At 51.9% G+C, this 21,712-nt stretch carries 17 protein-coding genes, 2 tRNA genes and 1 pseudogene; 16 read left to right on the forward strand and 4 right to left on the reverse strand.

All coding sequences use genetic code 11. The annotated features are described in order from the left end of the window. Complete coding sequence (locus tag CWO84_RS01490; RefSeq protein WP_033157365.1) at positions 1-1,176, reverse strand: acetylornithine transaminase; 1,176 nt, start codon at positions 1,174-1,176, stop codon at positions 1-3. Positions 1,177-1,448: 272 nt separating this feature from the next. Between CWO84_RS01490 and CWO84_RS01495 the strand changes: the two genes are divergently transcribed. Together CWO84_RS01495 and dhaL are read left to right on the forward strand one after the other, a co-directional pair. Next, positions 1,449-1,961 carry a hypothetical protein gene (locus CWO84_RS01495; protein ID WP_225893059.1) on the forward strand — a complete coding sequence of 171 codons (513 nt, stop codon included), beginning with the start codon at positions 1,449-1,451 and terminating at the stop codon, positions 1,959-1,961. A gap of 163 nt (positions 1,962-2,124) precedes the next feature. Next, a complete protein-coding gene (gene dhaL / locus CWO84_RS01500; protein WP_033157470.1) occupies positions 2,125-2,772 on the forward strand; it encodes a dihydroxyacetone kinase subunit DhaL in 648 nt (215 codons plus the stop codon). A gap of 13 nt (positions 2,773-2,785) precedes the next feature. On the opposite strand, the gene dhaK is transcribed toward dhaL, so the two are convergent. After that, entirely contained in the window at positions 2,786-3,772 is a 987-nt protein-coding gene (dhaK, locus tag CWO84_RS01505) for a dihydroxyacetone kinase subunit DhaK (RefSeq protein ID WP_033157367.1), read from the reverse strand. A gap of 33 nt (positions 3,773-3,805) precedes the next feature. Further along, positions 3,806-4,627, reverse strand: a complete 822-nt coding sequence (locus CWO84_RS01510) for an HAD-IIA family hydrolase (RefSeq protein WP_033157368.1) — start codon at positions 4,625-4,627, stop codon at positions 3,806-3,808. Between the two features lie 192 nt (positions 4,628-4,819). Between CWO84_RS01510 and CWO84_RS01515 the strand changes: the two genes are divergently transcribed. The 11 genes and pseudogenes from CWO84_RS01515 to CWO84_RS01565 all read left to right on the forward strand — a co-directional run bounded on the left by CWO84_RS01515 (position 4,820) and on the right by CWO84_RS01565 (position 17,106). Continuing rightward, positions 4,820-4,895 (forward strand) — tRNA-Phe (locus tag CWO84_RS01515). A 23-nt stretch (positions 4,896-4,918) separates the two neighbouring features. Next, positions 4,919-4,994: transfer RNA gene (locus CWO84_RS01520), tRNA-Phe, on the forward strand. Positions 4,995-5,536: 542 nt separating this feature from the next. Then, positions 5,537-6,022 carry a ribosome maturation factor RimP gene (gene rimP / locus CWO84_RS01525; RefSeq protein ID WP_033157369.1) on the forward strand — a complete coding sequence of 162 codons (486 nt, stop codon included), beginning with the start codon at positions 5,537-5,539 and terminating at the stop codon, positions 6,020-6,022. Further along, positions 6,012-7,523: pseudogene (nusA, locus tag CWO84_RS01530) on the forward strand (transcription termination factor NusA). Before rimP ends, nusA begins: the two are co-directional and overlap by 11 nt. Before the next feature lie 14 nt (positions 7,524-7,537). Continuing rightward, positions 7,538-10,249, forward strand: coding sequence for a translation initiation factor IF-2 (gene infB, locus CWO84_RS01535; protein WP_101051575.1), 2,712 nt, complete (start codon positions 7,538-7,540; stop codon positions 10,247-10,249). After that, a complete protein-coding gene (gene rbfA / locus CWO84_RS01540) occupies positions 10,249-10,665 on the forward strand; it encodes a 30S ribosome-binding factor RbfA (protein WP_101051576.1) in 417 nt (138 codons plus the stop codon). The genes infB and rbfA overlap by 1 nt, the downstream gene beginning before the upstream one ends. Next, positions 10,665-11,582, forward strand: a complete 918-nt coding sequence (gene truB, locus CWO84_RS01545; protein WP_101051577.1) for a tRNA pseudouridine(55) synthase TruB — start codon at positions 10,665-10,667, stop codon at positions 11,580-11,582. Before rbfA ends, truB begins: the two co-directional genes overlap by 1 nt. Before the next feature lie 109 nt (positions 11,583-11,691). Then, positions 11,692-11,961: a 30S ribosomal protein S15 gene (rpsO, locus tag CWO84_RS01550; RefSeq protein WP_033157374.1), complete on the forward strand. Its 270-nt coding sequence runs from the start codon at positions 11,692-11,694 to the stop codon at positions 11,959-11,961. An 80-nt stretch (positions 11,962-12,041) separates the two neighbouring features. Then, positions 12,042-14,123 (forward strand): polyribonucleotide nucleotidyltransferase, encoded by a 2,082-nt coding sequence (pnp, locus tag CWO84_RS01555; protein WP_201799041.1) that lies wholly within the window; start codon positions 12,042-12,044, stop codon positions 14,121-14,123. A 248-nt stretch (positions 14,124-14,371) separates the two neighbouring features. Further along, a complete protein-coding gene (locus tag CWO84_RS01560) occupies positions 14,372-16,024 on the forward strand; it encodes a thiamine pyrophosphate-binding protein (RefSeq protein ID WP_033157376.1) in 1,653 nt (550 codons plus the stop codon). A 122-nt stretch (positions 16,025-16,146) separates the two neighbouring features. Further along, positions 16,147-17,106 (forward strand): GNAT family N-acetyltransferase, encoded by a 960-nt coding sequence (locus tag CWO84_RS01565; protein WP_101051578.1) that lies wholly within the window; start codon positions 16,147-16,149, stop codon positions 17,104-17,106. An 87-nt stretch (positions 17,107-17,193) separates the two neighbouring features. Here CWO84_RS01565 and CWO84_RS01570 read toward each other — a convergent pair whose 3' ends face one another. Further along, entirely contained in the window at positions 17,194-18,261 is a 1,068-nt protein-coding gene (locus CWO84_RS01570) for an OmpA family protein (protein ID WP_101051579.1), read from the reverse strand. A 408-nt stretch (positions 18,262-18,669) separates the two neighbouring features. Between CWO84_RS01570 and CWO84_RS01575 the strand changes: the two genes are divergently transcribed. From CWO84_RS01575 to pgsA, 3 genes are read left to right on the forward strand one after another with little or no spacing between them, the layout of a single operon-like run. Continuing rightward, entirely contained in the window at positions 18,670-19,317 is a 648-nt protein-coding gene (locus CWO84_RS01575) for a uracil-DNA glycosylase (protein WP_101051580.1), read from the forward strand. 1 nt (position 19,318) lies between these two features. Further along, positions 19,319-21,148, forward strand: a complete 1,830-nt coding sequence (gene uvrC, locus CWO84_RS01580; RefSeq protein WP_101051581.1) for an excinuclease ABC subunit UvrC — start codon at positions 19,319-19,321, stop codon at positions 21,146-21,148. Next, positions 21,138-21,698: a CDP-diacylglycerol--glycerol-3-phosphate 3-phosphatidyltransferase gene (pgsA, locus tag CWO84_RS01585; RefSeq protein ID WP_033157381.1), complete on the forward strand. Its 561-nt coding sequence runs from the start codon at positions 21,138-21,140 to the stop codon at positions 21,696-21,698. The genes uvrC and pgsA overlap by 11 nt, the downstream gene beginning before the upstream one ends. Positions 21,699-21,712: the final 14 nt, after the last annotated feature.

Consider the following 21,712-nt stretch of genomic DNA (forward strand, 5'->3'; position numbering starts at 1 on the left):
TTATTGTCTGCAAAATGCCTGAATGAGCGCTGTCAGGGTGTCTGTCAGCGTTGATATTTGCGCGTCGTCGATGATTAGCGGCGGCAGCAAACGGATAGTGTTGTCGGCAGTGACGTTGATCAATAAGCCTTCCGCCAAGGCTTTTCCGACCAATTCGCCGCAAGGCCGATCCAGTTCAATGCCTATCATCAAACCTTTATGGCGAATATCGACGATATGCGGGGTGTCTGCCAGTGCGTTTTTGAAGCGCTGGCAAATTTGTTCTCCTTTTGATTGCGCATCGGCGATCAAGGTGCTGGTTGATAAAGTTTCCAGTACCGCTAAGGCCGCGCTGCACGCCAGTGGATTGCCGCCAAACGTCGAGCCGTGATTGCCGGCTTGTAACACGTCTGCTGCTTTGCCGCGCGCCAGGCAAGCGCCAATCGGCACGCCGTTACCCAAGGCTTTAGCCATCGTACATACATCCGGCAGGATGCCGTTATGTTGATAAGCCAGAAAGCGCCCGGTACGGCCGGCGCCGGTTTGAATTTCATCCAGCATCATCAGCAGATTGTGCCGATCACATAGTGCGCGAATTTGGTTTAAGTAATCCGCCGCCGGAATATTCACCCCGCCTTCGCCTTGCACCGGTTCAACCAGGATCGCGACGATGTTTTTATCGGCGGCGAGAGCTGCTTCGATAGCCGGCATGTCGTTGTACGGCACATGGGTAAACCCGGCCAACAGCGGCGCGAAGCCTTGCTTGATCTTGGTGTTGCCGGTGGCGCTCAGCGTGCCCATAGTCCGGCCATGGAAGCTTTTTTCCATGGTCAACACTACTGGGCTTTCAACGCCTTGCTGGTGGCCGTATTTGCGGGCGATTTTTATCGCCGCTTCGTTGGCTTCGGCGCCGGAATTGCTGAAAAACACATTATCCATGCCGCTTAGCCCGATCAGTCTATCCGCCAGTTGCGACTGCAACTCTACGCCGTAAAGATTGGAGGTATGCAGCAAGGTTTTGCTTTGCCGGCAGAGCGCTTCATGCACGGCCGGATGGGCGTGGCCGAGGTTGCACACGGCAATGCCGGCCACCGAGTCGAGATAGCGGCGTCCATCGGTATCCCACAACCACGCGCCTTCGCCGCGTGTAAAAGTGACCGACTGGCGGGCATAGGTAGGCATGATGTGACTGGTCATTGTGCTAAGACTCTGAAAGTGTTTTGAAAAACGCTATTCGCTCGAAAAAAGCGCGCGATTATATTTTTTTCATCCCGCGTACGCAATAAATACTTTTCCTCAAAATCCAGTGTTTTGCCGGATGTCCGTAGCAATAGTGGAGCGATTTGCCCGAAATTTTCGCGTGTCTGGGCGTTTGTTATAAATCTGTAACATTGATGCTTTAAATTCTCGCAAATTAAGTTGTTTCGACCGGTTTGAGTTTGCCGGCGATTACTCACAAAGGACTTGCGTTGAACGACAACGAACATCTTTTAGACGATAAAAAGCACATCGTTTCGATTCGGTTGAACAATTCCGACCGGATTGCCGTGCGTGCCATGGCCGCTCGGCTGTTTGTGCGTGAGTCGGAATTGTACCGGTTTGCGGTCTACCATTTGCTGAATCGGTTACACAAGCTGCATGAAGACTCGTGTGTCGGTAGCGATTTGTTACCGTTATTCATCGAGTTTAAGGACGAGCTCAACACGCATTTGGGCTTAAAAAAGCATCAGCTATTCAAGATTTTTAACGGCAAGAACCCCGATCCGGAAAAATTCGTATCAATGGCCGATATTGAGCTGTTGTTATTGCCGCAACACGCGGTGCGTCAGCGCTTGCAACAAATGAACGAGGCTGCCGGGCAGCGCAGAGCCGACACCAACGCTTGGCTTTTGGAATATTTGAAGGATAAATATCACTTCAGCGTGTATGACGCGGATACGGAGTTGCCGTTTCTGGATGCGTTGGCGCTGGAAAATAGATAAATCGTCAGTCATTCAGCTATCTCGGCCGTCATTGGTTCGGCGGAAGCTGAGAATTTGCCAAATGTTCTCTAGCACAGTGTGTCTGCGAATGTGTATGGCTGGACAGTAATAGGGCGTTTTAGCTATGCTCAGCAAACTTATTGTTTTGTTGCGCGGAGGCGGCATGTCATTGACCCCATCTTTGTTTCCGGAATTGATTCAAGCGTTGATTGAGACCATTGATGCGCATGCCGAAGAAGTAACCGAACTGGATCAAGCGATAGGCGACGGCGACCATGTGTTTAATTTACAGCGTGGTTTGCAGGCCTTACGCGAGCATGCCGGCGAGATAGCGACACTCGACTGGGTTGCTGCGTGGCAGAAAATTGGTATGACGGTGATGGCTGCTGTCGGTGGTGCGTCCGGATCTTTGTACGCGACTTTGTTTATCGCGCTGGCAAAGAATGCTAAGGACAAGCTTATCGATCTTGCTGGGTTTTCTGATGCATTTTTGCAGGCAGTCGAGGCTGTGAAGCAACGCGGCAAGTCTGATGTTGGTGAGAAGACTATGCTGGATGTGCTAGGGCCGGTCGCCAAGGAGTTGCGGGAGCATGCGGCTGCGGGTAAGCCGCTGGCCGAGATTCTGGATAGCCTAAGCCTGGTGGCGGCAGAAGGCGTGGAAGCGACTCGGGACATGCTGGCCACCAAGGGCCGAGCCTCGTTTCTGGGCGAGCGCAGCAAGGGCCATATCGATGCCGGTGCCAAGACTGCGCAGTTGATGATCGCGGCGATTGCCGAGGTGTTGAAAAACGCCCAGGCGCAAGCCGCTTAGATTGTTGCTTGCTTCAACAACCCCAGCGCAACGCAGCGGTATTCACCGGCGCATCCCAAAAACCCAGCATTTCTTCGTCCAGCAGCGTCAGCGTTAGCGAACAACCTGCCATATCCAGTGACGTAGTAAAGTTGCCTACCAGAGAGCGCTGGACGATCACGCCGCGTTCGCTGAAATATTGCCAGGCCAATTCGTAAATCAAATGTAGCTCTATCAATGGTGTGGCGCCGAAGCCGTTCACATGCAGCAACACGGCTTGACCGGCGGCCGGTTGCAATTCGTCGAAAATATGTCCGGCTAATTGGTCGACAATTTCGCTGGCGCTCACCAGCTTCTTTGTCTCGCGGCCGCGTTCGCCGTGGATGCCGACACCTAACTCGATTTCGTCGTCGGCAATAGCAAAAGTTGGATGGCCCAAGGCCGGCACCGTACAACTGGTCAAGGCGACACCCATCGAAGCGGTTGCTTGATTGACCCGTTCGCCCAGTGCCTTGCAGGTGGCTAAGTCAGCGCCGGATTCGGCGGCGGCGCCGACGATTTTCTCGACGATGGTGGTGCCGGCCACACCTCTACGGCCTATGCTGTGGGTTTTGGGTAAGGAAATATCGTCGTCAATCAAAATGCTGGCGTTGGGCAGGTCCAGCATCTCGGCGGCCATTTCAAAATTCATGACATCGCCAGCGTAATTTTTAACGATGAATAACGCGCCAGCGCCGCCGTCCATGGCTTGCGCCGCGGCCAGCATCTGGTCCGGGGTTGGCGAGGTGAACACTTGGCCAGGGCAGGCGGCATCCAGCATGCCGACACCTACGAAGCCGCTGTGCAGCGGTTCATGGCCTGAGCCGCCGCCGGAAATCAGCGCGACTTTGCCGGTTTTACGCACGTTGCGATATACAAATCGCGGCTCAGGATTGAATTGCACGATGTCGGCATGGGCTTTGGCAAAGCCCTGCAGGCTGGTTTGCAGTAAGGTGTCCGGGCTGTCGATAAATTTTTTCATGATTCGCCTCCGCTGTTAGGGTGTGGAATGAGCTTAGAGTTTGCTGTGGCGCAAGCTTTCGGTGATGTCGCGTATGTCCGGCATAATCCAGGTTGGACCGAAATCCGCTGCAGCGACGTCTTGTTCGGTGGATACGCCGCTGAGTACCATCAGGCTGCGGATACCGGTGCGCACTGCGCCGAGAATGTCGGTATCCAGCCGGTCGCCGATGGCGACAGTATAGGCTGGGTCGACATTTAGCAGGCTCAATGCTTGTCGGTAAATGATAGGCTCCGGCTTGCCGATAATCATTGGTTTGATGCCGGTGGAAGCTGTCAAGCCTGCCAGAATGGCGCCGTTGCCGTGGGTTTCGCCGCGTTCGGTCGGTAGCGAAAGGTCGCCGTTGGTGCCGATGAAGTGCGCGCCGGCTCGTAGATTCAGAGTGGCGGTGGCCAGTTTGTCCCAGCTTAATTCTCTGTCCATGCCGCAAACAACCAGATGCGCGCGCTGTTCGGGCTCGGTCTCGTAAATTCCGGTAAGTTTAAATCCCAAATCCAATAGAGGCTGGCGGGCACCAATGCCGCCGATTACAAATACGCGAGTAGTCTGAGGATCGTAGCGTTCGGACAAATATAGCGCTGTGGCCATGCCCGAAGTCAGAATCTCATTCAACGTTACCGTTACACCCATTTTTGCCAGCTTATCGACATACTGTTCCGCTGTCAGGCTGGCGTTATTGGTAGCCAGGATGAAAGGCAACTCTAGGTCGCGTAAGGTCTGAAAAAACTCAACAAGTCCTGCTTGAGCTCGGTCGCCGTGCCAAAGTACGCCATCCATGTCTATGATTAGGGCGCGGATGTCGGTGAAAGCTTGCATAAACGGTCTCGGTTGCTTGGGTTGTTTAAATGGGGTTTGTGTCTGCAAAGTCTGATATTTGGCGCTAAAAATGTCAGGAATTTGCGGTGCGGAAGAATTGCATACATCACCGCCTGCTGTCCAGTTAGCCGGGATTGGTGGTATTTTCCTTGACTAATTGTTTGTAACCTAGTTTAATGCGCGGCTCTTGACGCCCAGGTAGCTCAGTCGGTAGAGCAGAGGACTGAAAATCCTCGTGTCGACAGTTCGATTCTGTCCCTGGGCACCATTCTGGTTTTAGGTTAAGTCGCTGCCCAGGTAGCTCAGTCGGTAGAGCAGAGGACTGAAAATCCTCGTGTCGACAGTTCGATTCTGTCCCTGGGCACCATCTGAACAAATATTCCCCTCGCAATAGCGTTTGATCGGCTAGAGTCTCTCAAATCCAAGATTTTCTTTGTTTCAGTCGGTAAGTAGCTGACGAATAGCGGCTCGGTTCAATGCCATACCTTTGGGCGATTTCGATGGTGAGCGAGCCTGTGGGCTCTGTCTCCTGTGTCATCCTTGTAAATTTCGGTGTGAATACAATTCTGTCGAGAGTGCAGGTTTCAGGATTTAGCCAAGTACTTGTAGGGTGGCGTGGAATGTCGATTTACATCCTTGAAAGATATGGTTATAATTCGGTTTTTAATTTTTCGCCGCAGTTTTCGAGGCGGTAAATTGTTTCCTGATAAGCGTGGTTTTTTGAGATTATTGTCTCGATAAACGAGTGAGTTCTCCTCAATGCTGTTTCAGGCGTGGTTTTGCTAAGAAAGCCCCTTTCAGGGGTTTTTTCTTTTGTGGGCTTTCGAAAAACGCGAAGCCCACGGGTTTTGGTTGTTTATGGAAGAGCCTGAGGCTCTTTTTTTTTGGGTTTGAAAAGGTGAGGCGTTAATGAAACAGGCTCCTGAACATTTGGTGGAATTGATCGAGCCAATTGTGGAAGGTCTTGGCTATGAGTGTGTGGGGATAGAGTACAACCCGCATCCAACACACGGCATGTTGCGCATTTATATCGACAGCGACAATGGGATATTGCTGGACGATTGCACCAAGGTTAGCCACCAGATTAGCGGGGTGCTGGATGTCGAAGATCCGATTCAAGGTGAATACCATCTGGAAGTATCCTCGCCGGGTGCGGATCGGCCGTTTTTCAAACTCAGCCAGTTTCAACGTTTTTTGGGGAGCACTGTGCTGGTGAGCTTATTCAAGCCCATCGATAAACGCCGCAAAATTACCGGCCAGATCAAGATGGTCGAAGACGATGCCATTCTGCTACAGGATGGTGAGCAGTTGTTAAAAATCCCGTTTCAGGCAATGAGCAAGGCACGCTTGGTGCCGGATTACATAATCAATAAAGGAGGTCGCAGTGGCAAATAAAGAAATTTTATTGGTGGCAGATGTTTTTGCTAACGAAAAAGAAATAGACAAGGAAATTATCTTTCAGGCCATTGAATCCGCTTTGGAAGCGGCGACTGTCAAGCGTTACGAAAATCCGATCAAAGCCCGGGTGGCCATTGATCGTCATACCGGCGACTATCTGACTTATCGGCGTTGGCTGGTGGTCGATGCTAATCCGGAAATCAATGGTGACGTCGAGCATCCGGGCTGGCAGGTGTTGCTGGAAGTTGCGCAATTCGATAATCCCAATATTCAAGTTGGCGACTATGTGGAAGAAGAGATCGAATCGGTCGATTTTTGCCGGATTGCCGCGCAAACTGCCAAGCAAGTTATTATTCAGAAAGTGCGCGAAGCCGAGCGTAAGAAAATTGTCGAAGCCTATCAGGATCGGGTTGGCGAGTTGGTCACCGGCGTCGTCAAACGCTTGGAGAAAGGCAGTGTTTAGCTGGATTTGGGTGGCCACGTGGAAGCGTACATCGCTCGCGAAGATATGATCCCGAAAGAGCCGGTCAGAATGGGTGACCGGGTGCGCGGCTATTTGAAAGCCGTCCGGTCCGAACCACGCGGTCCGCAATTGTTTGTTAGCCGCACCGCGCCGGAATTGTTGATTGCGCTGTTTCGATTGGAAGTGCCGGAAGTCGGTGAAGGTTTGATTGATATTTTGGCAGCGGCTCGGGATCCCGGGTCCCGCGCAAAAATCGCCGTCAGAGCTAACGATCCGCGCCTGGACCCCGTTGGTGCTTGTGTCGGTATGCGTGGCTCCAGGGTACAAGCTATCTCTAATGAATTGGCGGGCGAGCGGGTCGATATTATTTTATGGAACAGCAACGACGCGCAATTCGTGATTAATGCCATGTCGCCGGCCGAAATTCAATCGATCGTGGTCGATGAAGATAAGCACAGCATGGACGTGGCGGTGGCTACCGACAGTTTGTCGCAAGCCATCGGTCGTGGCGGCCAAAACGTGCGTCTGGCTACCGAATTGACCGGTTGGGAATTAAACATTCAAGATGCTGCGCAAGTAGATAAAAACCACGACGAAGCTGCAGCCAAATCCAAACAGCAGTTCATGGAGTTGTTGGATGTCGATGAAGAAATCGCCAGCATTTTGGTTGATGTAGGATTGAATAACATCGAGGAAATTGCGTACATCCCCGTCGACGAAATGCTGGAAATAGAGGGTTTCGACGAAGAGTTGGTGGAAGCTTTGCGTACTCGCGCCAAGGATGCTTTGTTAATCAGTGCTATCGCATCCGAAGAAAAAATTGAAACCGCCGTGCCTAGCGAGGAATTGATGGCGATGGAAGGCATGGACGAAGAGTTGGCGCACCAAATGGCGGCCAAGGGCATTGTGACCTTGGACGATTTGGCGGAGCAGGCGATAGACGACATTATCGAATTTACCGGCATGACCGAGGAGCGTGCTGGTAAACTAATCATGAAAGCCCGCGAATCTTGGTTCGCAGAGGATAAGGGCTGAGGCAGGAGGATACTATGAGCGATAAAACAGTACAGGAATTGGCAGAGGTTGTTGGCATCCCTTTGGAGCGTTTTATAGAACAATTGAAGGAAGCCGGCTTGACCGCCAGCGCGCCCGACGATGTGATAAACGATGAAGAGAAAGTCAAATTACTCGCGCACTTGCGCAAGCGCCACGGCAAGTCGGACGCCGATCAGGAAGCCGCCGCCCCCAAACGCATTACTTTGAAACGCAGTACCAAAACCGAATTAAGGCAATCCTCACCGCCGGGTACCGCGGTGAAAACCGTCAGTGTCGAGGTGCGCAAGCAAAAGACTTATATCAAGCGTAGCGATGCCTCCTCTGTAAACGACGAACTAAGACAGGCCGAATTAGCCAAACAAGCTTTGGAAGAACAGAGACGGCAACAAGCTATCGAAGAAGAAAAGCGTAAGCAATTGCACGAACAGATGGCTGTTCAGTCTGCCTCAGAAGAGCAAGTGGTGCTTAGCGCGGAAATTGCTCAGTCGGTTGATGCGTCCGCGCCAGCTGTGATGGTGAGTGCGGAACCGGTTGCTGCAGAGCAGCAGGTGACCGAGGCGTTGACGGTTGTTGCCGAAGCCCAGCCTAAGCTGGTTCCTAAGGCTGAAGCACCCGCGCCGATTGCGGCGCCGGAGCTGACCGAAGAGCAGCGTCTGGAAAAAGAAAAGAAAGAAAGGCTGGAAGCTGCGGTGCAAAGAACCGCAGAAAAAGTCAAACAAAAAGCCGAAGCCAAGCAGCAACAAACCACGCTGCATAAGAAAAAAGCCGAATTCAAGCCCACCCGCGGCCCGTCTACCGATGGTGATATTGGCGGCGGCGGTGATGCCGCGCGTCGCGGCGGCAAAGGCAAAAAAGGCAAGGCGCCATCGCGTCGGGAAAAACCTGAATTCGAGATCGATGTCAATCAGGCTCGACATAAGTTTGAGAAGCCGGTGGCGCCGACTGTGTATGACGTCACCATTCCGGAAACCATCGTGGTTTCGGATTTGGCTGCAAAAATGAACATCAAGGCTGCCGAAGTTATCAAGCATTTGATGAAGCTGGGCATCATGTCCACGATCAATCAAACCATCGACCAAGAAACGGCGGTGATTTTGGTTGAGGAAATGGGCCACAAAGCCATCATGCAGAGCGAGGATGACTTTGAACAGGAAATGCTGGCCGAGGTGCAAGGTGACAGCGACGAACGTAAAGTTCAGCTGAGAGCGCCTATTGTCACCATTATGGGTCACGTTGATCACGGTAAAACCTCTTTGCTGGATTACATCCGCAAAACCCGGGTTGCTGCCGGCGAAGCGGGCGGGATTACCCAACACATCGGTGCTTACCAGGTTAAAACCGACCACGGTGCGGTCACCTTTCTGGATACGCCAGGCCATGCCGCGTTTACCGCGATGCGGGCACGTGGTGCGGAAGTAACCGACATCGTGATCGTAGTGGTGGCTGCTGACGACGGTGTGATGCCGCAAACCAGAGAGGCCATCGATCATGCGCGCGCCGCGAATGTGCCCATCATCGTGGCCTTGAACAAAATCGATAAACCGGAAGCGAATCCGGACCGTGTCATGCAAGAACTGGCCAACTTGAATGTGGTGCCGGAAGAGTGGGGCGGCGATGTGCAATTCCTGAGGGTATCGGCGAAAGTGGGTACCGGTATTGATGAATTGATCGAAGCGCTGATCGTTCAGGCGGAAGTGCTGGAATTGAAAGCGCCGGTCGATGGCATCGCCTCCGGTATTTGTATCGAATCGCGTCTGGATAGAGGGCGCGGCGCGGTGGCGACGATATTGATTCAAAAAGGTACGTTGAGCAAAGGCGAGTTCGTCCTCTGCGGTCACGAATATGGCCGGATAAGAGCAATGTTCGACGAAAACGCCCACGCTATTAAGTCGGCTGGGCCTAGTATGCCTGTGGAGATTCTTGGCTTGTCCGGTACCCCGGATGCGGGTGATGAATTCCTGGTGGTTCAGAATGAACGGGTTGCTAGAGAGCTTGCCGCTCACCGGGAAGATCGCAAACGCTCCACCCGTCACGCTGCGCAACATGCGTCAAAATTGGACGACGTGTTCTCGCGGATGTCCGCCGGCGAAACGTCCACGCTTAACGTCGTTATCAAAACCGACGTGCAAGGTAGTTTGGAAGCCTTGCGTGAGTCTTTGGTAGGCTTGTCCACCGAAGAGGTGCAAGTCAAATGCATCTATGGTGGTGTTGGTGGCATCAACGAAGGCGATGCTAACCTGGCATTGGCTTCCAGCGCGATCTTGATCGGTTTCAATGTGCGTGCCGATGCGGTGGCTCGTAAATTGATCGAAGAAAAAGACATCGATCTGCATTACTACAGCATCATCTACGAAGCGATCGACGAGGTGAAACGGGCGATCAGCGGTATGTTGGCACCGGAGATCCAGGAAAAAATCGTCGGTCTGGCCGAAGTGAGGGACGTATTCCGTTCGCCGAAATTCGGCGCGGTGGCCGGTTGTATGGTTATCGACGGCTTCGTCAAACGCAACCTGCCGATTCGCGTATTGCGCAACAATGTGGTGATTTACGAAGGTCAGCTGGAATCCCTGCGCCGCTTCAAAGACGATGTCAATGAAGTGAAAATGGGTATGGAATGCGGTATCGGCGTGAAAAACTACAACGATGTGCAAAACGGCGATCAGATCGAAGTGTTTGAACGTATCGAAGTCAGACGGGAAATCTAATGGCAAGAGAGTTCGGCCGCAGTCAGCGGGTTGCATCGGAAATGCAGAAAGAGTTGGCGTCGATATTACAACGTGATGTCGATGACAGCCGCTTAGGTTTTGTCACGATTAACGACGTCGAATTGTCCAAGGATTTGGCGGTCGCCAAGATATTCGTGACGGTGTTGGATGCCCAGGATGATGCCGCTAAGCGCGCGAATGTGAAGGTGTTGAACGAAATTTCGCCGTTTATTCGGCATGAGCTGGCTAGGCGCATGCGTTTGCGGCATATCTCGGAGCTGCATTTTTACTACGATCACTCATTCGACACCGGGATGCGCGTCGCCGAGTTACTGGGCGATTTGCATCACGACGAAGTTAAGGATGCTGTTGCTGCGCCGGAAGCTGGGGCCGATAAACCGCAGCAGGATGATTGATGGCAAAACGTAAGTCCGGGCGCGATGTGCACGGCATCGTGCTGCTCGACAAACGTTTAGGCGTATCGTCCAATCAGGCCTTGCAGGAAGTCAGGCGATTATTTAATGCCAACAAGGCCGGGCATACCGGGGCGCTGGATCCTCTTGCTACCGGTTTGTTACCCTTGTGCTTCGGTGAGGCGACCAAGGTCTCGGCATTGATGCTGGATGACGATAAGCGTTATCAGGTAACGATACAACTGGGCGTGATGACCGATACCGGCGATAGCGAAGGTAAAATCGTCGCCGAAATGCCGGTGCCAGCCCTGGATGGCGTGCAGTTGCAAGCTTGTTTGCAGCATTTCACCGGGCCGATCGAGCAGGTGCCGCCTATGTATTCGGCGCTCAAGCATCAAGGCAAGAAGTTGTACGAGTTGGCTAGGGAAGGCAAAACCGTGGACCGTCAGCCCAGGGCCATCACTATTTATGAATTGCAGCTGTTAAATTTCGATGCCGAATTGGGGCAATTGACGCTGGATGTATTTTGCTCTAAGGGTACTTATATTCGTTCGCTGGCGGAAGATATTGGTCACAGGTTAGGGACCTGCGGCACGGTAACTGCGTTACGCAGAACCAAGGCGGGTATGTTCGATCTGGAGCAAGCTTATACTTTGCAGCAGTTGCAGGCTATGGGCTTTGCAGAATTGCAGAATACCTTAATCGAACTGGATGTACCCCTGAAGGCGATCCCGGAGGTATCTTTGTCTACTGAGCAGGCCGAAAAAATCAAGCTTGGTCAGCGCATAGCCTTTAACGGCGGTATGGCCGGCCAGGTCAGAATATACTCGCCGCAGGCCTTTTTGGGGTTGGGAGAAATTCTATTGGATGGTAAACTAGCGCCGAAAAAACTATTTCATTTGGAAGATCAAACAACTTGATTTTCCGGGAAAAATCGCAAAATTTCTACACCCTATTGTGGAGATAGCGGCTACACGGTCATCGAACGATGGCCTTTATTCAATCAAAATTAATCGATAGGGATTAAGAATGTCATTAACCGCAGAACAAAAAAAAACCATTGTTGAAGAATACCGTTTGTCGGATACCGATACAGGTTCAACCGAAGTCCAAGTTGCTTTGTTGACCGCCAACATTAACCAACTGACTCCGCATTTTGCGACCCATAAAAAAGACAACCACTCGCGCCGCGGCTTGCTGCGCATGGTAAACCAACGCCGTAAATTGCTGGATTACCTGAAAGACACAGATGTGGCTCGTTATCGTTCGTTGATCGAACGTTTGGGCATTCGTAAGTAGCACAAACTGGAAACGGCGCATCGGGCGCCGTTTCTGCTTTAAGGCAAATTTTTAGCATAACCTTTAAACAAAGGAACCTTATAGTGAATCCTATCAGGAAACAATTTCAGTACGGCGATCGTCTCGTCACCTTAGAAACCGGCGAAATTGCCCGCCAAGCCAACGGCGCGGTAATCATTGATGTCGAAGGTACCACTCTGTTGGTGACCGTGGTCGGCAAAAAAGAAAGCAGCGGTGGCGACTTTTTCCCGCTGACGGTGGATTATCAGGAAAAAGCCTTTGCCGCGGGTAAAATTCCTGGCGGCTTTTTCAAACGCGAAGGCCGCCCAAGCGAAAACGAAACGCTGATCTCGCGCCTGATCGACCGTCCGATCCGTCCGTTGTTTCCCGAAGGCTTCACTAACGAAGTCCAAATCATTGCCACCGTGCTGTCCTTGAATCCGGAAATCGATACCGAAGCGCCGGCCATCATTGGTGCGTCCGCTGCGTTGGCGGTGTCCGGTTTGCCGTTTAATGGCCCGCTGGGCGCCGCAACCATCGGCTATATCGATGGCCAATATGTGCTGAACCCCACGTTGCCGCAACTGAAGGAGTCGCGTTTGCGCCTGATGGTTGCCGGTACCTCCAAAGCCGTATTGATGGTAGAGTCCGAGGCCGATGTGCTACCGGAAGACGTGATGCTGGGCGCGGTATTGTTCGGCCACGAGCAAATGCAGGTTGCGATCAATGCGATCAATGAATTTGCTGCGGAAGCAGCTGCACCGGCAATAACCTGGACAGCACCTGCGGATAACGAAGCCTTGAAAGCCGCTGTTGCCGCTGAAGCCGAAGCGCAAATCAAATCGGCCTATCAAATTCCGGAAAAACTGGCCAGACAGGACACCCTGAGTGCAATCCGTAGCGCCGTCGTCGAAAAATTGACCGCCGAAGATCTTTACGGCGAAAAAGACATCCGCAACGTTATCGAAACCTTGGAATACAATGTTGTGCGCGGTGCGATTCTGAACGACCGCAAACGTATCGACGGCCGCGACCTGACCACTGTTCGGCCAATCACGATCCGTACCGGCGTGCTACCCAGAACCCACGGTTCGGCGCTGTTCACTCGCGGCGAAACCCAAGCCTTGGTTGTTGCGACCTTGGGCACCGAGCGCGACGCGCAAATCATCGATGCCCTGGCCGGCGAATATAAAGATACTTTCCTGTTCCATTACAACTTCCCACCGTTCAGCGTTGGCGAAACCGGCCGCACAGGCTCGCCGAAGCGCCGTGAAATCGGCCACGGCCGTTTGGCCAAGCGCGGCGTGCAATCGGTGTTGCCGAACATGGGCGAGTTCCCTTACGTCCTGCGCGTCGTATCGGAAATCACCGAATCCAACGGTTCCAGCTCCATGGCGTCTGTCTGCGGTAGCAGCTTGGCCTTGATGGACGCCGGCGTGCCGATCAAAGCCCCAGTAGCCGGTATCGCGATGGGTCTGATCAAGGAAGGCGATCAATTTGCAGTATTGTCCGACATCCTGGGCGACGAAGACCACTTGGGCGATATGGACTTTAAAGTGGCCGGTTCCGAGAACGGCGTCACCGCGTTGCAAATGGACATCAAGATCGACGGTATCACCGCCGAAATCATGAAAGTTGCGCTGGAACAAGCCAAACAAGGCCGTCTGCACATTTTGGGTGAGATGAACAAAGCCTTGTCCAGCACACGTTCCGAAATGTCAGACTTTGCTCCGCGCATTATCACCTTCAAAATCGATCCGGCTAAAATCCGCGAAGTCATCGGTAAAGGTGGCGTGACTATTCGCGCCATTACCGAAGCCACTGGCGCCAGCATTGATTTGACCGACGACGGCGTGGTCAATGTAGCGTCTGTCGATAGAGCGGCGGGCGAAGAAGCCAGACGCATGATCGAGGAAATCACCGCCGAAGTCGAAGTGGGCAAAACCTACGAAGGCAAAGTGGTGCGTTTGATGGACTTCGGTGCGTTCGTGACCATTCTGCCGGGCAAGGACGGTTTGGTGCATATTTCGCAAATCTCCGACGAACGTGTGGAAAAAGTCAGCGACAAACTGTCGGAAGGCGATGTCGTTAAAGTCAAAGTACTGGAAATCGACCGTCAAGGCCGCGTACGCTTGAGCATGAAAGAAGTCGATAGCGAATAAGTTCGGTTCGACTTTGCAACGAAAAGGGCCGTAAGGCCCTTTTTTTGTGGCTGAAACTCAGAATCTTATGTCGCCGCGCTTGTGATGCCTTTGAATCGTAATTACCGGGGACTATGAATGTCTGTTGACTTTTTAGGCGGGGCTCAGCAGTATTGACTCTTAATCGTCCTGTTAAAACGGTTGAGCAATATGGGTCTTTTACGAATCAGTGCTCACAGTTTAATTCTATTCGGAGGTCACAAAGCGCTATGAGCACTGCCAAATTCGATACGATTGGACAATACCTCCTCAAGCGCCTATATCAAGCCGGTGTAAAAGACATCTTTGGCGTGCCTGGCGACTATGTGTTGGGGTTTTATGATCTGATGATAAAAAGTCAGGTTCGGCATATCGGCACCACCCGAGAAGATTCCGCAGCCTTCGCGGCCGACGGTTATGCGCGTTGCGCGGGCATGGGCGCGTTGGCGGTGACATACGGCGTTGGTGCCTTAAACACAGTGAATGCGATTGCCGGCGCTTATGCGGAATCCTCGCCGGTGGTACTGATCAGTGGCGCGCCCGGCGTTGGCGAGCAGAAAGACGATCCGTTGATTCACCATCGATTTGGGCCGTTTACTTTTCAGCGGGAAATTTTCGAACGGATTAGCTGCGCGTCGGTGGTGCTAAACGACCCGGTGATCGCCTTTCGGCAAATCGACCATGCTATCGAAGCCGCGCGCCGTTTTTGCAAGCCGGTATACATTGAGCTTCCCCGCGACTTGGTAATGGCGGAAGGCTATCCCATGCCGACTGAGTCAGTAGAACAGTTTACCAGTGACCAAGCTGCTCTATCCGAAGCGCTTGCCGAAACCATGGCGTTATTATCCAAAGCGAAGTCGCCGATGATCGTGGCGGGTGTTGAGTTGCATCGACGCGGGCTGCAAAGCGCTTTGGCGGATTTCGTGGAGCGTACCGGTTTGCCCGTGGTCGCCACGCTAACCGGTAAATCGGTGATGTCTGAACGGCATCCGGCGTATCTAGGGATTTACGAAGGTGCGATGAGTTCGGAGTCCGTGCGAGACAGAGTCGAAAAGTCCGATTTGCTGTTGATGTTGGGTGTAACCTTGAACGAGATCGATACCGGCATCTACACGGCAAAACTCAATTCCCACTCGACCATCCGCGCGGCGTTGAACGAGGTGGTAATCAGCGCGCATCGTTATCCAGGCATTGCCTTGGAAGATTTTCTCGGGGCTTTAGCCGGCTCGGTTAATACCTCCGGAACCAGTTGCGTATCCATTCCGGAACCGTTAAAAAACCATGCTTTTCCGGAATCGGACCGGCCAATCACCACTGCCAGACTAGTCGAGCGGCTGAATAGTGCGTTAAGTAACGACATGATCGTGGTGTGTGATGTCGGCGATTGCCTGTTCGCAGCTATCGATTTGCGCGTCCACGAGCAAAGCGAATTTTTGGCGTCGGCTTTTTACACCACGATGGGTTTTGCTGTGCCGGCTGCGTTAGGTGCGCAAATTGCGCGTCCGGATCGGCGGGCATTGATTTTAGTCGGCGATGGGGCGTTTCAAATGACCGGCACCGAGCTGTCGACTCATGCCCGCTTGGGATTGAATCCTATCGTAGTGGTATTTAACAACGACGGTTACAGTACGGAGCGTTGTATCCTTGAAGGTCCATTCAACGATATTAATCCATGGCGTTTTGATCGTTTGGGAGAGCTATTTGGGCCTTTAGCCGGCTACGATGCGCGAACGGAAGCTGAATTTGAAGAGGCTCTGTTCAATGCCCTGAATAACCAAAGCATGCCCAGTATCATTAATGTCCATCTGGCAGCCAACGATTCGTCGGAAGCGATGAAGCGTCTTGCCGAGCATTTGCAGTCGAAAATCAAAAGAGAGGTCTGAAGCGAGGCTGGTGTTCTCTGCCATCCGATCCGCCGGTAGGTAATACAATCGGCTTGCCGTGTCGAATTTTCAGCAGAGTGCATCTAAACTCATTCACTCACTTACTACTCATCCGTCGCGCTATGCAAATTGCCAACTGTTATCTCGAGCCAGCCAGCTACGCCGTTGATTTTGAGGACATATGTTATGTGCGAAATTTGGTGTTCGTTGTCGAACAGCAAATACCGTTAGAAGTGGAGTTCGACAAACTTGATGCGGACTGCCATCATTTTTTAGTGCGGGATGCGGATTATCGGCCAATCGCTACGTGTCGACTTTCGCCGGAGGGCAAGCTTGGACGAATGGCGGTTCTACTCGAATGGCGCGGACAAGGTGTTGGTGAATCTTTGTTGCGTGCAGCAATCGACAAAGCGCGTAACTTGGGGCTGACTACTATTACCGCCAACGCGCAACTTAGCGCATTGGGGTTCTACCAAAAATTCGGTTTTGTCGCGGAAGGCGAAGTGTTTGCTGAAGCCGGCATTCCGCATCAGGCTATCAGGCTTATATTGCAGCCGCTTGAACAAACGTTGCGATCCGTGCTCCAGACCCGAGAAGTTTCTGTTGACGCTGTCCGTCTGGAGACTGTCGAATCGACCTTAACCGCTACCCGGCAATTGGTGATGGCGGCTCGTCGGCAGATTTGTATCTACAGCCGGGATCTGGACTTTGCTTTATATGGACAAAAAGACCTTGTCGAGGCTCTGAAACAATTTGCTCTCGGCAATCGTAACGCTAGTGTGCAGATCATTGTCCAGGATCCAACCGGCCTGCGAAATCAGGTCCATCCTGTCGTCGAATTGGCTCAGCGCTTGCCGTCATATTTTCTGATTCGTGTGCCCGATGAAGCTGAAGATTTGCAATATCCTTCTGCTTTTATCATCAACGATAGCGACGGCTATTTATTTCGCTTGCTGGGTAATCGCTACGATGGGCATTGGAGTCCTAATTTGCCGGCACGTCATCGGCCATTGCGCGAAGAGTTTGAGCGGGTCTGGCAGCGTTCAAGTGCTTGTGCGGAATTTAGGGCATTGAGTTTGTAGTTTTTTGATCTTCCTCGTGCGCATATAAAAAACCCGCCTAACGGCGGGTTTTTGTGCTGAATCAATTGACTTAACCAGGTTCGCCGACTATTTCAATGTCTGTTGGGCTTTACCATCCACTTCCAACTGTACTCGGCGGTTATTGGCGCGGCCTTCTTCGGTTTCGTTGGTATCGATTGGCCTATCCCAGCTATAACCGTGTGAAGTGATATTAGGAGAGTGGCTGCCTTTGGTCAGGTATTTCTTAACCGCCAATGCCCGGCGCTCCGACAAGTCCAGGTTGTGTTTGTACGAACCGGTATTGCTGGTATGGCCTTGAACTTCAAACGCCATGTCAGGATACTGTTTGATGCGGTCAACGACTTTATCCAGTTTTGGGAAATATTGTGGTTTTATAACGTCTTTGTCGTTATCGAATTTCACATCAACAATCCAGCAACCGTAGATGCTAACTTCTACCCCTGGTAATGTCGTTGGACACTTATCGACGCAATTGTTTACGCCGTCTTTGTCGTCATCCATTTTTGAGCAATCCAGTTTCGCTGGAGCCGGTACTGGGGTGGGCGGCGGGGTTGGTTCGGCTTTTGCGACAACTGCTTTAGGTTTTTCGCCGAACGGGACCACGAAACCCAGATTAACCGTCATGTCGTGAAATTCTTCGGTGCCGGGTTGTAGTTTGGCGTTGAAGTTGTTGTTGTAACGATAACGGACGTCGCTGCGAATCAGGAAATTATCGTGCAGTTCATAGGTAAAACCCGCACCCGCTTCGCCGATGAAGCCCGCGCCGCTGTCGCCATTGTGGGTGCTATTGATGCCACCCACGCCGATTACTGCATAGGGCGAGAATTTATCTCTAAACAAATAATACTGCGCGTCGACAGTACCGCCGGTCAAATCCCAGTTGCCATTGCTTTTAGCGCCTTCCAGGTTTTGGTACAAACCTCTGATCTCAATGTTCAGATGTTCGTTGATGATCTTACCCAGGCCCAAACCGCCGCCCCAACCGCTATGCGCATTACGATCACCGCCCGGTTGCACGAAAGTGCCGAAGGGCGCCGCGTACCATCTGTCGTCAAGGAACTCGTCGGCTTGTGCCGTCGACACGGAACCGAGTGCCGCCATCATGGCGATTGCCAGTAAACTTTTCTTCAACATAAAGACTCCTTTTGTTATTTGTAAAAAATAGATAATTCGTTGCTTTTGAGAGGGAGTAATAAAGCCGTGGTTTAAAAAATAGGCTTTAAAAATCAAAGGGAATTGCAGATTCTGCTAAGCATGTTGTAAAAATACCACAATTTTGGCTATTAGCAAACGTTTAGGTTTATCCGGTGCCAGTATTTGCGCTATTCCAGTCGGCTGTTTCCGGGCTTGGGTTATGGGAATTTGGAAAGTCCGGGCTAGGACCGCTTGCGGTCAAGCCGTCGCTTATTCTCTCCGGATAAGGTTATTCCGGCGAAGACGGAAGTAAGGATGTTTTAGATACACAGGTTAATAAGCAAAGCGAGCGACGCAAGAAATCTGGGGCTCAGGTAAAATTCCGCCAATTTGAGTGTTTATCGTTTTATGACTTATTCATCCTATTTCAAGCAAGACTGCCGAGCATGCCCGCGGTTAAGCGAATTTCTCTGTGAAGTGAAGGCGAAATATCCTGCTTATCACGCCTTGCCGGTGGCGCCATTTGGCGATCCGTGCGCGCGCCTGCTAATTGTGGGTTTGGCGCCCGGCATGCATGGCGCCAACGCAACGGGTAGACCCTTTACCGGTGATTATGCGGGCCTATTGTTGTATCAGGCCTTGTACGATTTTGGCTTTAGCAATCAATTGAGCTCGACCGATTTGGCGGATGGTTTGCAATTAACCAATTGCCGGATCACCAATGCTGTTAAATGCCTGCCGCCGCAAAATAAGCCGACCGGCGACGAGATTAAGCAGTGCAATCCATATCTGGCCGAGGATATTAAAACCCTGCCGAAATATTCGGTGATATTGGCGTTGGGCAATATCGCCCATCAGGCGGTATTGCGAGCATATGGGGTGAAGAGTAGTGCGGCTAAGTTTGCTCATCATGTAAGTTTTGAATTGCCGGACGGCAACACGCTGGTCAGTTCTTACCATTGCAGTCGTTATAACGTGCAGACCAAACGCCTGAGCATGAAGATGCTGGCGGCGGTGTTTGTAACCATTCAAAACTTGCTATCTGCCCGTGACTGAAATGCAACCGGGCGAATTTGACGCCAAAGCCTTTTTGAAGACGCTAACTCAGCGTCCCGGCATTTACAAGATGTTGGACGAGAAGGGCGAGATCATCTATATCGGCAAAGCCAAGAATCTGAAAAATCGGGTTTCCAGCTATTTCAGAACTCAAAATGCTTCGCCCAAACAGCAGGCCATGGTAGCCAAGGTCGCCGGTATAGAGGTAACCGTGACCCACACGGAGGGTGAAGCCTTACTGCTGGAAAGCCAGCAGATTAAACGCCACAAGCCGCGCTACAACATCAGCTTGCGCGATGATAAGTCCTATCCCTATGTGTTCATCTCTAGTTTCCACGATTTTCCGCAGCTAACTTTTCATCGCGGCGCCAAGAAGCGGCGGGGCAGGTATTTCGGGCCTTATCCCAGCGCCAGTGCGGTGAAGGAAACCTTGAAGTTATTGCAAAAAATTTTCCCGGTGCGGCAATGCGAAGATTCCTATTACAGTGCTCGCTCTCGACCTTGCCTGCAACATCAAATAGAGCGTTGCACTGCACCTTGCGTGGGACTGGTCAGCAAAGAGCAATATGCCGCCGATGTGGAAAATACCATTTTGTTTTTGGAGGGACAGGGTGGCTTATTAATTGATCGGTTGGTAGTGAAGATGGAAGCTGCGGCCGCCCAATTGGAGTTCGAGCAAGCCGCAGCCTATCGTGATCAAATCGCCCGCTTGCGCGCTGTATTGGAAAAACATTGTGTGGAAGGGGAAAAAGGCGATGTGGATATTTTGGCGTGCGCGGCTAAAAACGGCGCGGCCTGTGTGCAGGTATTTTTTATCCGCAACGGTCAGCATTTGGGCAACCGGCAGTTTTTTCCGAAAGTCGACGATGAAAATCAGCCCGAGGAAATCTTGCAGGCTTTCATCGCCCAATATTATTTGGATAAAACCGTACCTCACGAATTGATCGTCAGCCATGCCTTGCCCGAAGCGGCTTTAGTGGCCGATGTGTTGGGCGAGCAGGCCAAGCATGGGGTAGCGATTGCCAATAATGTGCGCGGCGAACGGATGAAGTGGTTGCAAATGGCGGCGACCAATGCCGATAGCGCGCTTAACGCTAGGCTGGCTGATCGGCAGGGCTTACAAGGGCGCTTTGTCAGTTTGCAGCAGGAACTGGGCTGCGATACCACGCCAAGTCGCCTGGAGTGCTTCGATATTAGTCATACCCAAGGCGAGCAGACCGTGGCATCTTGTGTGGTGTTCGATAGAGAAGGACCGGTCAAATCCGATTATCGGCGCTTCAATATCGATGGCATTACCGCAGGCGATGACTATGCGGCGATTCATCAGGCGGTTTTTAGGCGCTTCAGCCGCTTGAAGAATGGCGAGCATCCTGCGCCGGACATCCTTTTAATAGACGGCGGTAAAGGCCAAGTCGCTGAGGCGGAAAAGGCTTTGGCTGAATTGGAGATAAACGATGTTATGATAGTCGGTGTTGCTAAAGGTCCTGATCGCAAAGCCGGCATGGAGAAAATCATTCTGGTCGGTAATCGGCAGCCCTTGGATGTGACGCCGGGGGCTTCCGCCTTGTTATTGATTCAACAGATTCGCGATGAAGCGCATCGTTTTGCGATAACCGGACACAGGCAGCGACGCGGTAAGGTTAACAAACAATCGGTACTGGAAGATATTGCCGGACTGGGGCCGAAAAGACGACAGGTTTTGCTGAAACAGTTTGGCGGGTTACAGGGTGTGTCCAGCGCGGGTGTGGATGCTTTAGCCAGTATAGATGGCATTAGCCGACAATTAGCGCAGCGAATTTACGATACATTTCACCATCAAGATGGCCATTAGATTTACCATTCCGACCTATTTAACCCTGTTGCGGATCGCCCTGATTCCCTTGTTGGCCATCGTGTTTTATTTGCCGTGGCAATATTCCAATCTGGCCTGTACCGCAATTTTTCTGGTTGCCGGTTTCACCGATTGGCTTGACGGTTATCTGGCCAGAAAAATGAATATGCAAACCGCTTTTGGTGCATTCCTGGATCCGGTGGCCGATAAATTGATGGTGGCGTTTGTTCTGGTATTGGTGGTGCAGGCTCAAGGCAATCCTTATCTCGCGGTGCCGGCGGCTATCATTATCGGTAGGGAAATTGCGATTGCGTCGCTGAGAGAATGGATGGCTGAGATTGGTCAGCGTGCCAAGGTCAAGGTTTCGCAATTGGGAAAATGGAAAACCACTGCGCAAATGACGGCAGTGAGTTTGTTGCTTTATAGGGATGATTTATTAGGCCTGCCTATCAATACCATGGGTTACTGGTTGTTATACTTGTCGGCGATTTTAACCTTATGGTCTATGGTTAATTACCTGGTCGCGGCGTTCTCCACCATCAACGAATAATAAAAGCAGTATCG

The organism is Methylomonas sp. Kb3 (genome assembly GCF_002834115.1).
GTDB classification, from domain to species: Bacteria; Pseudomonadota; Gammaproteobacteria; order Methylococcales; family Methylomonadaceae; genus Methylomonas; species Methylomonas defluvii.

Bases quoted from the DNA above. Each gene is read 5' to 3' on its own strand.
- infB (WP_101051575.1), top strand. From the start codon at position 7,538: ATGAGCGATAAAACAGTACAGGAATTGGCAGAGGTTGTTGGCATCCCT.
- pgsA (WP_033157381.1), top strand. From the start codon at position 21,138: ATGGCCATTAGATTTACCATTCCGACCTATTTAACCCTGTTGCGGATC.
- CWO84_RS01510 (WP_033157368.1), bottom strand. From the start codon at position 4,627: ATGCAAGCTTTCACCGACATCCGCGCCCTAATCATAGACATGGATGGC.
- rbfA (WP_101051576.1), top strand. From the start codon at position 10,249: ATGGCAAGAGAGTTCGGCCGCAGTCAGCGGGTTGCATCGGAAATGCAG.
- dhaL (WP_033157470.1), top strand. From the start codon at position 2,125: ATGTCATTGACCCCATCTTTGTTTCCGGAATTGATTCAAGCGTTGATT.
- CWO84_RS01490 (WP_033157365.1), bottom strand. From the start codon at position 1,176: ATGACCAGTCACATCATGCCTACCTATGCCCGCCAGTCGGTCACTTTT.
- CWO84_RS01570 (WP_101051579.1), bottom strand. From the start codon at position 18,261: ATGTTGAAGAAAAGTTTACTGGCAATCGCCATGATGGCGGCACTCGGT.
- CWO84_RS01575 (WP_101051580.1), top strand. From the start codon at position 18,670: ATGACTTATTCATCCTATTTCAAGCAAGACTGCCGAGCATGCCCGCGG.
- truB (WP_101051577.1), top strand. From the start codon at position 10,665: ATGGCAAAACGTAAGTCCGGGCGCGATGTGCACGGCATCGTGCTGCTC.
- rimP (WP_033157369.1), top strand. From the start codon at position 5,537: ATGAAACAGGCTCCTGAACATTTGGTGGAATTGATCGAGCCAATTGTG.
- rpsO (WP_033157374.1), top strand. From the start codon at position 11,692: ATGTCATTAACCGCAGAACAAAAAAAAACCATTGTTGAAGAATACCGT.
- uvrC (WP_101051581.1), top strand. From the start codon at position 19,319: ATGCAACCGGGCGAATTTGACGCCAAAGCCTTTTTGAAGACGCTAACT.
- dhaK (WP_033157367.1), bottom strand. From the start codon at position 3,772: ATGAAAAAATTTATCGACAGCCCGGACACCTTACTGCAAACCAGCCTG.
- CWO84_RS01565 (WP_101051578.1), top strand. From the start codon at position 16,147: ATGCAAATTGCCAACTGTTATCTCGAGCCAGCCAGCTACGCCGTTGAT.
- CWO84_RS01560 (WP_033157376.1), top strand. From the start codon at position 14,372: ATGAGCACTGCCAAATTCGATACGATTGGACAATACCTCCTCAAGCGC.